Origin of the sequence: Streptomyces sp. NRRL WC-3605, from assembly GCF_001509795.1 — a bacterium.
Taxonomy (GTDB): Bacteria; Actinomycetota; Actinomycetes; order Streptomycetales; family Streptomycetaceae; genus Streptomyces; species Streptomyces viridochromogenes.
This window is the reverse complement of the sequence record NZ_LLZN01000102.1, coordinates 140812-152682: the sequence shown is the minus strand read 5'-3', so window position 1 is coordinate 152682 and position 11871 is coordinate 140812. Positions and strand designations below refer to the sequence as shown.

Sequence of the window (11871 nt, the reverse complement as noted above, 5' to 3'; positions counted from 1 at the left end):
CGGGCCGCGTGACCGTCCCGAAGGAGGGCCGCCCGGCGGCGGGACGGACGGTCACGTGAGCGGTGCCAGCACGCTGACCGTCTTCCCTCCCTCACGGCGGCGGTCGATCCGGATCTCCCGTGCCAGCCGGATGATCAGCGGCCAGCCGTATCCGCTGCCCTCGTGCGTCTGCGGCAGCGTGCCCGGGCCGAAGGCGGCCGACGGCACGGTGTCGCTGTAGTCGTGCACATGCAGCCGCAGCCCTCCCGGTTCCACGGCCACCTCGAACCCGGCCAGGCCGTCGCCGTGCCGGATCGCGTTGGTGACCAGCTCCGACACCACCAGCATCAGATCCATGACGGCGCGCTCGTCCACCGGGGAGGTGCGCGCGTGCTCCTCGACGACCGACTTCACGAAGCCGCGTGCCGAGGCCGCGCTGCCGATCTCGGCCGGCCGGAAACGCAGCGTGCCGCCGTCCCCGGCCGGCCGGTGCTCCGCCGGCCTCACGATCGCTCACCCGTGGTGCGAGCCCCGCGCCCGGGCGGCCGGGCCTTCCGGGCGCGCACCCGGCGCTCCGCGGCTGTGGTCACGTCACCGACCTCCGGACACGTTCGGCCCGTGCCCCTGGTCCCGTCTCCGTGCATGACCACCCTGCTACCCCGAAGCCCGCGACGCATGGGACAGAGCCGCGTAGTACGCGCCGACGGCGGCCAGATAGCCGGGATCACGGGTCTCGCGGTCCGTCTCGAACCGGGGCGCGTCCTTCGCCTCGGCGCGCGTGCACGCCACCGTGACGGTCCGCGCCCGCTCGTCGATGCCCGTGACCGTGCCCGCAGGCACGACCAGGCTCCTGCCGAACACCCAGGCTCCCGTGTCGACGATCAGATGGCGCGGGCCGGTGTCGTCGGCCTGCCGGTCGACGTGCCCGATGATCCCGTCGGTCGCCTCGACCCTGAACCCGGTGAGCGCGAGCCCTTCCCGGTGCCCGCTGCCGGGCGCGTAGGACCAGATTCCGTCCGTGCCCACATCGTTCCCTTCCATCGTGACCGTTCCGTCCGTGCCGGCGCGCTACACGGCGGCCCCCGTGCGGCGCGCCGGGACCTCGTCCAGCGAGGCCGCGAGCATCTGCCGTGCCCTCTCCAGGGCGTGTCCCACGTCGCGGGTCCCGGTCGACACGCACAGCGTGTACGCCAGGTCCTGGGCCCGCACGTCGCGCCGCCCGTGGACCTCGCCGGGGGCCGTCCGCGCCAGGAGCGCCTCGTACTCGTCGACGAGCCGGCGCAGCAGCGTCGGGTGGGGCATCAGCATCGGTGTCCGCTCCTGGGATGAAGTCGTGACGTACGGGGGAGGTCCGCGGGCCTCATCCGGCCCGGCCTCCGCCGCTGCGGCGCGGCGCGGCGTCCTGGTCGAGCACCTCGGCCCGCACCTTCGCGCAGCACCGGCTGATCAGCCGCGAGACGTGCATCTGGGAGATCCCGAGCTGCTCGGCTATACGGCTCTGCGTCATGTCCTCGAAGAAGCGCATGTAGAGGATGGTCCGCTCGCGCTCCGGCAGCCGCCGCAGCCCTTCCTTCGCCGCCTCCCGGTCGACGACCACGTCGTACGCCTCCTCGCAGCCGCCGATCGTGTCGGCGAGGCTGAAGCCGTCGTCGCTCGCGGACATCTCGGCGTCCAGGGAGAGCGTGCTGTAGCTCTCCAGGGCCTCCAGGCCGGCGTTGACCTCGTCCTCGGTGAGCCCGGTGTGCGCGGCGATGTCCGCGACGGACGCGGTGGCCCCCGACCCCGACTCGGTCAGCTCGCGGCGCGCGATGCGCACCTTGTTGCGGAGCTCCTGGACACGGCGCGGCACCCGCAGGGCCCACATCCGGTCGCGGAAGTGCCGCTTGATCTCCCCGGTGATGGTGGGGACGGCGTAGCTCTCGAAGGCGCCGCGGCCGGGCTCGTACCGGTCGATCGCCTTGACCAGGCCGAGCGCGGCGACCTGGCGCAGGTCCTCCAGCGACTCCCCGCGGTTGCGGAAGCGGCCGGCGATGCGGTGGGCCATGGGCAGCCAGGCCCGGGTCAGCTCGTCGCGGAGCGCGTTCCGCTCGGGCCCGTCCGGCAGCTCGGCCAGACGGACGAAGCCGCTCGCGGTGTCGGGGGCGTCGTCGTGGACGCGCCCGCCGGAGACACGGGAGCGGGTGGGGAGGTCGGAACCATGTGCGGACGTTTCAACCAGCATGAAGACAGCTCCTGAACGGCGATCTCAGGTATGTGCGTGTGGAAACGGTGCACGGGGCAGCGTGGCCCCGGAGCGGCTCACGTCGTTCGCACCGGCGCGCCTCTGGTCCGAAGCACGAATCCCCGCATGCCCCGGGTCATGGGGTGCAAACAGCACACACGCAGAAGAAGCGGAGGGAATTCTTCGGGCCGGACCGGCGGGGTCCCGGGCAGCGTACGCACCGTATGGTGGATGCATCCGGGCGCGGCTTCCGGCAGGAAGTCACCACGTTCGAAAGTTCCTCGAAGTTCTTCGGTTTTCTCGGGATTGGCCCGAGGAATCGGGGGCATCCGGGGGTACGACAACAGGTTCCGGCATCGGGAGGGCGGCATGGCAGCCGTGACGGTGGCGCAGGCAACGGCCACGGCACAGGAGAAGGAAGCGACGGAGGCGGCGCTGCCGCTGATCGAGGACCCGTCGCGGGTGAAGCCCCAGGACGCACGCGAGCTGTCGCGTCAGTTCTTCGACCGACTGGACATGCTGGAAGAGGGCACGCACGAATACCAGTACGTACGCAACACCCTGATCGAGATGAACCTGTCCCTCGTGCGGTACGCGGCTTCCCGCTTCCGTGCCCGCGGGGACTCGCTGGAGGACATCGTCCAGGTCGGCACGATCGGTCTGATCAAGGCCATCGACCGGTTCGAGATCTCCCGCGAGGTCGAGTTCACGACGTTCGCCGTGCCGTACATCGTCGGTGAGATCAAGCGCTTCTTCCGCGACACCAGCTGGGCGGTGCACGTGCCGCGCCGTCTGCAGGAGGCGCGTGTGGAGCTGGCCAAGGCCACCGAGGAGCTCAGCTCCCGGCTCGGCCGGACGCCGACCACACGTGAGCTGTCCGAGCTGATGTCGCTGTCGGAGGAAGAGGTCATCGAGGCCCGCAAGGCCTCCAACTGCTACCAGTCGGCCTCGCTGGACGCCGCCGTCTCCGGTGACGCGGAGAGCGGCGAGTCGGTCCTCGCGGACCTCCTCGGCGAGGAGGACCCGGCACTGGAACTGGTGGAGGACTTCCATTCGCTGGCCCCGCTGATCGCGGGACTGGACGAGCGGGAGCGGAAGATCATCCACCTGCGGTTCGTGGAGGAGCTGACCCAGTCGCAGATCGCCGAGCAGATCGGCGTCTCGCAGATGCACGTCTCGCGGCTCATCAGCCGCATCATCAAGCAGTTGCGGGTCGGACTGCTGGAGCCCGGGGTCGCCTGACCGCGGGCGGAGGGACACGCGAGGAGCATCACGGGTGGGCCGTGGCCGCGAGGCCGGCGGCCCACCCGCATGTGCGGGGTCAGGCGCCTCCCGGGTGCGGGTAGGGCCCCAGCAGCGGGATCACCGCCGTGACGCGCTTGCCGCCCGCGGGCAGGTCCGACACCTCCACCTCGCAGGCCAGCCGGCACACGATCGGCCAGCCGCGGCCGCCGCAGCGGTGCCGGTCCCCGCGGTCGAGGGAGTCCAGCGTCACCGGGTGCCGCCGCTCCCGGTCGCACACGGACAGGTAGAGGTTCTCGCCGACGACCTCCACATCGAAGTCGGTGACCCCGCCCCCGTGCAGCATCGCGTTGGTCGTCAGCTCCGAGGCGACGAGCAGCGCGTCGGACAGCGTGTCGGGGGTGTACGGGGTGCCCTGACCGGACGGCCGCTGCGTGAGGGCGCGCCGTACGGCTCCCCGCGCCTCGGCCGGGTTGAGCGGCCCGTGGTGCGGGTGGTCGCCCGCCGGGCCGGCGGGGCCACCGGCTCCTTGTTCCTGACTCATCCTGTCGCTCCCTGACCGGAGGGCGGAAGGACGGGGACCGCCGGGCATATGGGCCGGACGGACGGAACCGTTCCTTCCTCCTCCACGATCTGTGACGTTCCCTCCCTTTTCGCGTGACCAGACGATCGCGGGTCAAACCGGCCCCGGCCCCTCGTTCGGGCAGGTCGGGCCATCTGGGTGACCTGATCGCAAGCCCTTCGGACCGGGTCCGTGTACGGGGAGGATCCGGGGGTATACGGCCGACCGGAACGCGTCGGCGGTCATCCGCGTTCCGCGATGCATCGAATCGGCCGTTCGGGGCACCTGTCCCGATCGCCAACGCCTGTGGGAGGTACTTGTGTCCATTGCCCAGAATCCCTTGTCGATCAAGGTGGACGTGCCCAGGGAGGATGCCGTGCTGCTGACGGTGGAGGGCGACCTGGACATGGATACGGCCACCGAGCTCCAGCACCACCTGGCCAACCAGCTCCACCACGGCCGGCGCCACTTCCTGCTCGACATCGCCGGTGTGCCCTTCATGGACTCGTCCGGCATGAACATCGTGCTGCGGGCCTACCAGGAGGTGCGTGAGATCCCCGGCGGGGTGTATGTGATCTCCCCGACCCCCGCGGTGCGGCGCATCATGGATCTCACCGGGGTGAGCATCACCGTGCCGATCGTGGAGAGCGTGGAGGAGGCGCTGGCCGTGGCGGACTCCGGCGGCCCTGCGGCCCCGGAGCCGCCGGCCGAGGGCTGAGCACCGCTCGTTCGGCTGGCCTGCCCGGCCGGGCAGGCGTGCGCTCGCAGGCCCAACAGTTGCCGTTTGACAACTATGGTCATGAGGCAAGAGAGTGAGCGAGTCATAGCAGCGGGAGGGGTGTGGGACGTGCCGTTCAGCAATGACGGTCCGCGCCGCCGTCCGGTGGCGCGGACCCCGTCCCGCCCCGGCCCGGTGACCGGACGGGGCCTGGTATCAGGCGCTCCGGGCGTCGGAGTCCTCGTCGCTCTCGTGGATCTCCGCGCTCGCCGCGCGGCAGAAGGCCGCCAGGCCCTCCAGCAAAGCGTGCCGCTTGGCGACGGGCATCTGCTCCAGGACGGACTGCAGCGCGGCCTCGCGCCGGGCCCGCAGCTCGGCCAGGAAGGTGCGTCCGCGCCGGCTCAGATGCAGCCGCAGCTCCCTGCGGCTGGCGGCACTGGTCTCCCGCTCGACGAAGCCCACCGCCTGCAGCCGGTCGCACAGCCGGCTCGTCGACGGCGGGGTGGAGCCGAGCGCCTCCGCGAGCATGCGCAGATTGATGCCGTCACTGTGCTCCAGGATGAACAGCACCCGGATCTGGGAGGCGGACACCGGAGCCGTCGACGCGCGGCCCCACAGGACCTCCAGCAACTCGGCGGCCTCGGAGGTCATGTGTGCCACCTCGTCCGGCCCCGGGTGGGCGTAGGAGGAAGTCACGGCCCCACTCTTGCAGGCTCGGCGGATGCTGTCAGCCCACCGCTTCGGGCAATACGTGCAGAACGATAGATACGGACAAGAGGGACCGACGGCGGTTCCCGCGGTGACGCGGGGGCCCGCAGCCGTCACCGTGACGAGGATGGCCGATCCGACATCGTGAACAGATTCGTGGCAGCCGAGCGGGCGCTGCGCAACGCGGCCCCGCACCGGCTCGTGGACGCGGTGCGCGACGTGGTGCGCGCCGAGTACGGTGCGACGTCCGTCGACCTCTACCTGGCCGACTACGCCCTCGTCACGCTCCAGAGGGTCCCCTCCGGGGAAGGCCCGGCCGAGTCCGTCCCGGCCCGTGGCAGCAGCGCGGGACGCGCCTTCGGGGCGCAGGAACCCTTCGTCGAGAAGCTCGGCGGCGGCGAGGCGCGCCTGCATCTGCCGGTGACCGTGCGCGGCGACCGCCTCGGGGTCCTCACCGTCACGATGTCCTCCTTCGACCGGGCCGAGGAGGCCCGCGGCGACCTCACCGACATCGCCCAGGTGCTCGGACACGAGATCGTCGTCGCCGACCGGGACACCGACCTCTACATGCGGGCCCGGCGCGCCGACCGGCTCACCCTCGCCGCCGAGATGCAGTGGCAGCTCCTTCCCGGACGGTCCTGCGTCGGCCCCGAGTACGCCCTGGGTGCCCAGCTGGAACCCGCCTACGCCATCTACGGCGACAACTTCGACTGGTCCGCCGACGCCGAGCGGCTGATGGTCTACGTCACCAACGGCATGGGCGAGGGCATCGAGGCGTCCCTGCTCACCAACCTCGGCATCAACGCGCTGCGCAACGCGCGCCGGGCGGGCCTGTCCATCGGGGACCAGGCCGCCCTCGCCGACCAGGCCGTCTTCGCCCAGTACCGCGGCGAGGCGTACATCTCCGTCCTGCTGGTCGACCTCGAACTGCGCACGGGGCGGCTGCGGGTCGTCGACGCCGGGTCCCCGCGGATGATGCGGCTGCGCGGCCGCACCGTCACCCCCGTCGACCTGGAGGCCCAGCTCCCGCTCGGCATGTTCGAGGAGACGGACTACGTCGCCCACGAGGTCGACCTCGCGCCCGGCGACCGTCTCCTGTTCGCCAGCGACGGCGTCTACGCCGTCTGCGCGCCCGGCGGTGAGGAGTACGGGGAGCGCGCCCTGGCCCGCGCCATCGTGTCCACCAGCCTGCTGCCCGCCGCCGAGGTGCCCCGGGCCGTCCTGCGGGAACTGGCCGGCCATCGCGGCGGGAGCGAACCCGCCGACGACGCGCTCGTGGTGTGCCTCGACTGGTTCGGGCCGCCCGAGGTGGCCTGACCGGGCCGTACGACTTCCCCGTAGGGTCGGGGCAGCGCACAACCAACGAGGAGGGAACTTCGTGCCGGAACAGCACACGGCAGAGGACAGGACGGATCCCAGGCAGGAGGTGGCCGCCTTCCTGCGGGAGCGGCGCGAGCAGATCGCCCAGCGCTGGGCCGACGCCGCGGTCTTCCGCACCGTGTTCACCGTCTCCCGGGACGAGGCGGTCGAGGCCGGCCGCGCCGTCGTCGAGGCCCTGGCCGCGGTCGCCGCGTCCGGACGCATCGAGGACCTGGAGGCCGACGGCTTCGCCGTGGTCCGCGAGCAGCTCGCGCGCACCGCGCACGCCCGCGCCCGGGCCGGCGCCACCACGGGGCAGATCTCGGCGGAGATGGAGGCGCTGCGCCCGCCCGTCACCGAGCTGCTGCTCGACGAACTGTCCGGCGCGCCCGCCGACCACGTCCGCGAGTGCACCACCGTCCTCGCGGTGCTGATGGGCACCCTGCGGCTCGTCATGTTGGAGACGACGACCGTCGCGGGCCAGGACCTCATCAACCGGCAGCGGCTGGAGATGCTGGAGATCGCCACGCCCGTCATCAAGCTGTGGGAGGGCATCGTCGCCGTCCCGCTCATCGGCACCCTCGACAGCGCGCGCAGCCAGGTCGTCATGGAGACCCTGCTGGACGCCATCGTCGAGCAGCACGCGCGCATCGCGATCCTGGACATCACCGGCGTGCCCACCGTCGACTCCCTGGTCGCGCAGCACCTGATGAAGACCGTCGCGGCGGCCCGCCTGATGGGTGCCGAGTGCATCGTCTCCGGCATCCGGCCGGCCATCGCGCAGACCATCGTCCACCTCGGCATCGACCTGAGCTCGATCCTGACCCGCGCCAGCCTCGCGGACGCCCTGGCCTACGCCCTCCAGCAGCAGGGCGCGCACATCGTCCCGTCGTCCGGCCCCGTCGTGGAGCCGCGATGACCGGCGAGGCCGCACCGCCACCCGACGGCTACGTCCCCGTCCTGCGCCTCGGCGGCATCCTGCTGGTCACCCTCCAGGGGGACCTGTACGACAGCACGGCCGAGAGACTCCGGCAGGACATCGGCCGGACCGTCTCCGACGACGCGGTCACCGGTGTCGTCATCGACCTGTCGGGCGTCGAGATCGTCGACTCCTTCATGGGCCGCGTGCTCAGCGACATCGCGGCGATGACCCGGCTACTGGCCGCTCAGACCGTCGTCGCCGGGATGCGCCCCGCCGTCGCCATCACCCTGGTCGAGCTCGGACTCACCCTGCCGGGGCTGCGCACCGCCCTGAGCACCGAGGAGGCCATGAACCTGCTCGGGGCCGAGGTCGCGAACCTGCCCCGTACCGCCGGCGCCCGCCGGGAGCGCCCGTGACCCACACCGAAAGTGTCTCCGCCCGGCTGCCCCTGACCTCGGACCTCGACCTGGTCCGGGCGCGGCAGCACGTGCGGCAGATGACCGCCGAGCTCGGGTTCAGCCTGGTCGAGCAGACCAAGCTGGTCACCGCGGCCAGCGAGCTGGCGCGCAACGCCCTCGTCCACGGCGGCGGTGGTCGGATGGAGTGCGCGGAGGTGACCGACGGAGGCGTACGGGGACTGCGCCTCGTCTTCAGCGACGACGGCCCCGGCATCGCGGACCTCGACCAGGCGCTGTCCGACGGCTACACGTCGGGCGAGGGACTGGGCATGGGACTGCCCGGCGCCCGGCGCCTGGTCCACGAGTTCTCCGTCGACAGCGCCCGCGGCCGCGGCACCACCGTCACGGTGACGTCGTGGGTCGCCAGGCCGCCCCGGCCGCGCGAGGGCTCCTGATGCCCCGCGTCTGGGAGGTGCCGGTGCACGACTCGACCCGGGTCCGCGACGTCCGCGTCGCGGCCCGGGACGCGGCCGGGCGCGCCCGGCTGCCCGGGGAACGGCTCGCCGCCGCGGAACTCGTGGCCACCGAACTGGCGACCAACCTCCTCAAGCACGCGGGCGGCGGACGCGTCCTGATCGACCTCGTGGACCCGCCCGCACCGGCGTACGGCGACGACGACCTCCGGCTGGTGCAGATCGTGGCCGTCGACCACGGCCCCGGCATCGCGGACGTCGAGACGGCGCTGCGCGACGGCTTCTCGACCACCGACTCCCTCGGCGCGGGCCTCGGCACCTGCCGGCGCACCGCCGACGGGTTCGGCCTGCACAGCGTGCCCGGCCGGGGGACCATCGTCATGGCCCGGATAGGCCCGCGCTCCGACCCGGCCGGCACCGGCCCGTACCCCCCGCAGGTCCCGGTGCGGGCGGGCGGCGTCAACGTCCCGCTGGCCGGGGGCGAGTTCTCCGGCGACGCCTGGACGTGCGTGCGCACCGCCGACCGCGTCTCGCTGATGCTCGCCGACGGGCTCGGCCACGGCCCGCAGGCCGCCCGCGCCTCCTCGGCGGCGGCGCACGCCCTGCACCAGGCGGCCCACCTCCCGCCGGCCGAACTGCTGCGGCGGATGCACACCGCGCTGCGCGACACCCGGGGCGCGGCCGTCGCCGTGGCCCAACTCGACGTCAGCGCCGGGCAGTTGTATTTTGCCGGGGTGGGAAACGCGGGAGCCCGGCTGCGTCGGCACGACGCCTGGCACGGGCTGGTGTCGCGCCCCGGCATCGTCGGCGCCCACCTCCCTACGCATCTGCACCAGCACCAGGAGCCCTGGACGCCGGACAGCCTCCTCGTGCTGCACTCCGACGGCCTGCCGAGCCGCTGGAACCCCGGCCCCGCCACCGGCGGGCCCGCCCTGCTCGACCCCGCCGTCGTCGCCGCCTCCATCGTGCGGGACGCCAGCAGCTCCGCCCGGCCGGTGCGCGACGACACCGCCGTCGCCGTACTCAGCCCCAGCCCCCCGGACCCCTCCTCATGATCCGAACCTGGTCCGTCCGCACCGTCACCGACGCCGCGCGGGTCCGCATCGCCGCGGCGCGGCTGGCGGCCGCGTGCGGGATCAGCACGGTCGAACGCACCCGCATGGTCACGGCGTTCACCGCGCATCTGCGCCAGTGCCTCACCAAGGGCGGCGCCTGGCGCGTCGGCGTGACGGCCACCCCGACGCCCGGCGGCGGCGAGTTCGTCATCGAGGTGGAGGCCGAGGGGCGCCGCCCGCAGGACACCCGCCGGCCCTGGCGCACGGCGATCTCCTGCGCCGAGGACGTGGACCTATCCGACGGCGACCACGACGGCGACGACCCGGCCGCCCTGGCCGAGGCCCTGTTCGGCGCCGACGAGGACACCGCCCTGCTGCTGGAACGGCTCGACGAGCAGGAGGCCCTCGTCGCCTTCCACCGGGAGGAACTGCACCAGACCAACCAGGGCGTCCTCGCCCTGCACGCGGAACTCGACGCCGCCAACCAGGCCCAGCGCCGGCTCTTCGACGCCGAGCAGAAGGCCCGCCGGGAAGCGGAGGCGGCCCGCGGGCGGCTGACCTTCCTCGCCGACGCCAGCGCCGCCCTGACCGCGTCCCTGAACCACGAGGCCATCGTGCGGCTGCTGCCGGCCCTGCTCGTCCCGCGCTACGCCCGCACCGTCGACGTCTGGCTCTTCGACGGCACGGAGGGCGCCCCCGAGCGCGGCGCCTCCCACCCCGCCGCGGCGGTCCTCGCCGCCCGCCGCGGACGCCCCCAGTACGCCGCCGACCACCCCGGCGGCCTGCCCGGCGTGGACGACCAGCCGCCCTCCGCGCTCGACCCGGGCCGGCCCCTGCTCTGCATCCCCCTGCTGACCCGCCGGGCCCCGCAGGGCGTCCTCACGCTCACCGCGCCCGACGAGGGCTGGGACGCCGACGACGCCGTCATGCTCATCGAACTGACCCGCCGCGCCAGCATCGCCCTGGAGAACGCCCGCAGATTCGAGCACAACCGGGACATCGCCGAGACCCTGCAGCGAGCCCTGCTCACCGACCTGCCCAGCACCCCCGGCCTGACCCTGGCGGCCCGCTACCTCCCCGCCACCCGCGGTCTCAACATCGGCGGCGACTGGTACGACGCCTTCCGCCAGCCCGACGGCAGCCTCATCACCGTCGTCGGCGACGTCACCGGGCACGGACTGCACGCGGCGGTGATGATGAGCCAGCTGCGCACCGCCCTGCGCGCCTACGCCGTCGACGGCAGCAGCCCCGGCCAACTCCTCACCCGGCTGCACGAGTTCCTGCACCGGCTGCGCATGGACCTGTACGCCACCGCCGTCATCGCCCGCTTCCACCCGCACGACGACACCCTCACCTGGGCCGCCGCCGGGCACCCGCCGCCGGTGCTGCGCGCCCCCGACGGCGAGGTGCTGACCCTGGACGCCAAACCGGGCGCGATGCTCGGCATCCCCCTGCAGCAGCGCATCGCCGACCACACGGCGCCGCTGGCCCCCGGCTCCACGCTGGCCCTCTACACCGACGGACTGGTGGAGCGCCGGGCCCAGGGCATCGACCCCGGCATCCGGCGGCTCACCGAGGCGCTGGCCACGTTCCGCGCCGACGAACTCGGCCAGGACCTCGAAGGATCCGCGGACCGGCTGCTGCACCCGCTGCTGCACGACTCCGAACACGACGACGACGTCTGCCTGCTGCTGTGCCATGTGCACGGCGACGAGCGCCCGGCCTGAGGCCGCGCGCGGCCCGCCCTCACACCGTGTCGAAGCCGTCGTGGTCCAGGGACCGCAACACCCCTTCGAGTCCGAGGCGTTGAGCGGCCGCGACCCCGTCGAACGCGGCCGTCAGCCGCACCGACAGCACCCGGGTCAGCTCCGCCAGGAACCGGTCGCCCTGGGCGGTGGTCTCCAGCCGCACCTCACGCCGGTTGTCCGGCTGCACACAGCGCCGCAGCAGCCCCGCGGCCTCCAGCCGGTCGCACAGCCGGCTCGCCGTGGGCAGGCCGATGCGCAGATGGCCGGCCAGCGCGGTCACGTTGAGCTCGGGGCGGCCCCGTACGGCTCTCAGCGCCCGTACCTGACGCGGCGACAGCCGTGGATTCACATCCGCGACCGCCGAGAACCACAACGTCACCAGTCCCTCCACGGCCTCGACGGTCTCGCGTCCGACCGCGCCGGAGGGGAGGGGGGAATCCTGTTCGGGGGGCATGGTCCGTCATCCTGCCTGGACTTCATCAGTGC

The 11871-nt window shown here is 73.0% G+C and carries 15 protein-coding genes; 8 read left to right on the top strand and 7 right to left on the bottom strand.

Translation table 11 applies throughout. The features are described 5' to 3' along the window. Positions 1–51: 51 nt before the first annotated feature. The 4 genes from ADL34_RS32020 to ADL34_RS32005 all read right to left on the bottom strand — a co-directional run bounded on the left by ADL34_RS32020 (position 52) and on the right by ADL34_RS32005 (position 2200). Entirely contained in the window at positions 52–486 is a 435-nt protein-coding gene (locus ADL34_RS32020; RefSeq protein WP_062664704.1) for an ATP-binding protein, read from the bottom strand. 147 nt (positions 487–633) lie between these two features. Continuing rightward, positions 634–1020 (bottom strand): PRC-barrel domain containing protein, encoded by a 387-nt coding sequence (locus tag ADL34_RS32015; RefSeq protein ID WP_234375151.1) that lies wholly within the window; start codon positions 1018–1020, stop codon positions 634–636. A 27-nt stretch (positions 1021–1047) separates the two neighbouring features. Next, positions 1048–1287, bottom strand: coding sequence for a DUF5133 domain-containing protein (locus ADL34_RS32010; protein WP_062664708.1), 240 nt, complete (start codon positions 1285–1287; stop codon positions 1048–1050). 52 nt (positions 1288–1339) lie between these two features. Beyond that, positions 1340–2200: a SigB/SigF/SigG family RNA polymerase sigma factor gene (locus tag ADL34_RS32005; RefSeq protein ID WP_062664710.1), complete on the bottom strand. Its 861-nt coding sequence runs from the start codon at positions 2198–2200 to the stop codon at positions 1340–1342. A gap of 369 nt (positions 2201–2569) precedes the next feature. Between ADL34_RS32005 and ADL34_RS32000 the strand changes: the two genes are divergently transcribed. Continuing rightward, positions 2570–3442, top strand: a complete 873-nt coding sequence (locus ADL34_RS32000) for an RNA polymerase sigma factor SigF (RefSeq protein WP_079033997.1) — start codon at positions 2570–2572, stop codon at positions 3440–3442. Between the two features lie 79 nt (positions 3443–3521). Here ADL34_RS32000 and ADL34_RS31995 read toward each other — a convergent pair whose 3' ends face one another. After that, positions 3522–3986, bottom strand: coding sequence for an ATP-binding protein (locus ADL34_RS31995; protein ID WP_062664712.1), 465 nt, complete (start codon positions 3984–3986; stop codon positions 3522–3524). Between the two features lie 337 nt (positions 3987–4323). On the opposite strand from ADL34_RS31995, the gene ADL34_RS31990 reads away from it, so the two are divergent. After that, positions 4324–4722 (top strand): STAS domain-containing protein, encoded by a 399-nt coding sequence (locus ADL34_RS31990; RefSeq protein ID WP_062664713.1) that lies wholly within the window; start codon positions 4324–4326, stop codon positions 4720–4722. A 216-nt stretch (positions 4723–4938) separates the two neighbouring features. Here ADL34_RS31990 and ADL34_RS31985 read toward each other — a convergent pair whose 3' ends face one another. Beyond that, on the bottom strand, positions 4939–5373 hold the full coding sequence (locus ADL34_RS31985; RefSeq protein WP_062664714.1) for a MarR family winged helix-turn-helix transcriptional regulator: 435 nt from the start codon (positions 5371–5373) through the stop codon (positions 4939–4941). Positions 5374–5574: 201 nt separating this feature from the next. Here ADL34_RS31985 and ADL34_RS31980 point away from each other — a divergent pair, with 201 nt between their 5' ends. The 6 genes from ADL34_RS31980 to ADL34_RS31955 all read left to right on the top strand — a co-directional run bounded on the left by ADL34_RS31980 (position 5575) and on the right by ADL34_RS31955 (position 11364). Continuing rightward, on the top strand, positions 5575–6747 hold the full coding sequence (locus tag ADL34_RS31980) for a PP2C family protein-serine/threonine phosphatase (protein WP_062664715.1): 1173 nt from the start codon (positions 5575–5577) through the stop codon (positions 6745–6747). Positions 6748–6808: 61 nt separating this feature from the next. Then, the gene (locus ADL34_RS31975; RefSeq protein ID WP_062664716.1) at positions 6809–7708 is read left to right on the top strand and encodes an STAS domain-containing protein; all 900 of its coding nucleotides are present in this window, start codon (positions 6809–6811) and stop codon (positions 7706–7708) included. Beyond that, positions 7705–8127: an STAS domain-containing protein gene (locus ADL34_RS31970; RefSeq protein WP_062664718.1), complete on the top strand. Its 423-nt coding sequence runs from the start codon at positions 7705–7707 to the stop codon at positions 8125–8127. The genes ADL34_RS31975 and ADL34_RS31970 overlap by 4 nt, the downstream gene beginning before the upstream one ends. Then, positions 8124–8564, top strand: a complete 441-nt coding sequence (locus tag ADL34_RS31965; protein ID WP_062664719.1) for an anti-sigma regulatory factor — start codon at positions 8124–8126, stop codon at positions 8562–8564. The genes ADL34_RS31970 and ADL34_RS31965 overlap by 4 nt, the downstream gene beginning before the upstream one ends. Continuing rightward, complete coding sequence (locus ADL34_RS31960) at positions 8564–9637, top strand: ATP-binding SpoIIE family protein phosphatase (protein ID WP_062665037.1); 1074 nt, start codon at positions 8564–8566, stop codon at positions 9635–9637. Before ADL34_RS31965 ends, ADL34_RS31960 begins: the two co-directional genes overlap by 1 nt. After that, positions 9634–11364: a PP2C family protein-serine/threonine phosphatase gene (locus tag ADL34_RS31955; protein WP_062664721.1), complete on the top strand. Its 1731-nt coding sequence runs from the start codon at positions 9634–9636 to the stop codon at positions 11362–11364. The genes ADL34_RS31960 and ADL34_RS31955 overlap by 4 nt, the downstream gene beginning before the upstream one ends. 19 nt (positions 11365–11383) lie before the next feature. Here ADL34_RS31955 and ADL34_RS31950 read toward each other — a convergent pair whose 3' ends face one another. After that, entirely contained in the window at positions 11384–11839 is a 456-nt protein-coding gene (locus ADL34_RS31950; RefSeq protein WP_062664723.1) for a MarR family winged helix-turn-helix transcriptional regulator, read from the bottom strand. Positions 11840–11871: the final 32 nt, after the last annotated feature.

Coding starts and splice junctions, on each gene's coding strand:
- ADL34_RS31960 (WP_062665037.1), top strand. CDS start 8,564: ATGCCCCGCGTCTGGGAGGTGCCGGTGCACGACTCGACCCGGGTCCGC.
- ADL34_RS32000 (WP_079033997.1), top strand. CDS start 2,570: ATGGCAGCCGTGACGGTGGCGCAGGCAACGGCCACGGCACAGGAGAAG.
- ADL34_RS31950 (WP_062664723.1), bottom strand. CDS start 11,839: ATGCCCCCCGAACAGGATTCCCCCCTCCCCTCCGGCGCGGTCGGACGC.
- ADL34_RS32010 (WP_062664708.1), bottom strand. CDS start 1,287: ATGCTGATGCCCCACCCGACGCTGCTGCGCCGGCTCGTCGACGAGTAC.
- ADL34_RS31995 (WP_062664712.1), bottom strand. CDS start 3,986: ATGAGTCAGGAACAAGGAGCCGGTGGCCCCGCCGGCCCGGCGGGCGAC.
- ADL34_RS31985 (WP_062664714.1), bottom strand. CDS start 5,373: ATGACCTCCGAGGCCGCCGAGTTGCTGGAGGTCCTGTGGGGCCGCGCG.
- ADL34_RS32015 (WP_234375151.1), bottom strand. CDS start 1,020: ATGGAAGGGAACGATGTGGGCACGGACGGAATCTGGTCCTACGCGCCC.
- ADL34_RS31955 (WP_062664721.1), top strand. CDS start 9,634: ATGATCCGAACCTGGTCCGTCCGCACCGTCACCGACGCCGCGCGGGTC.
- ADL34_RS32005 (WP_062664710.1), bottom strand. CDS start 2,200: ATGCTGGTTGAAACGTCCGCACATGGTTCCGACCTCCCCACCCGCTCC.
- ADL34_RS31970 (WP_062664718.1), top strand. CDS start 7,705: ATGACCGGCGAGGCCGCACCGCCACCCGACGGCTACGTCCCCGTCCTG.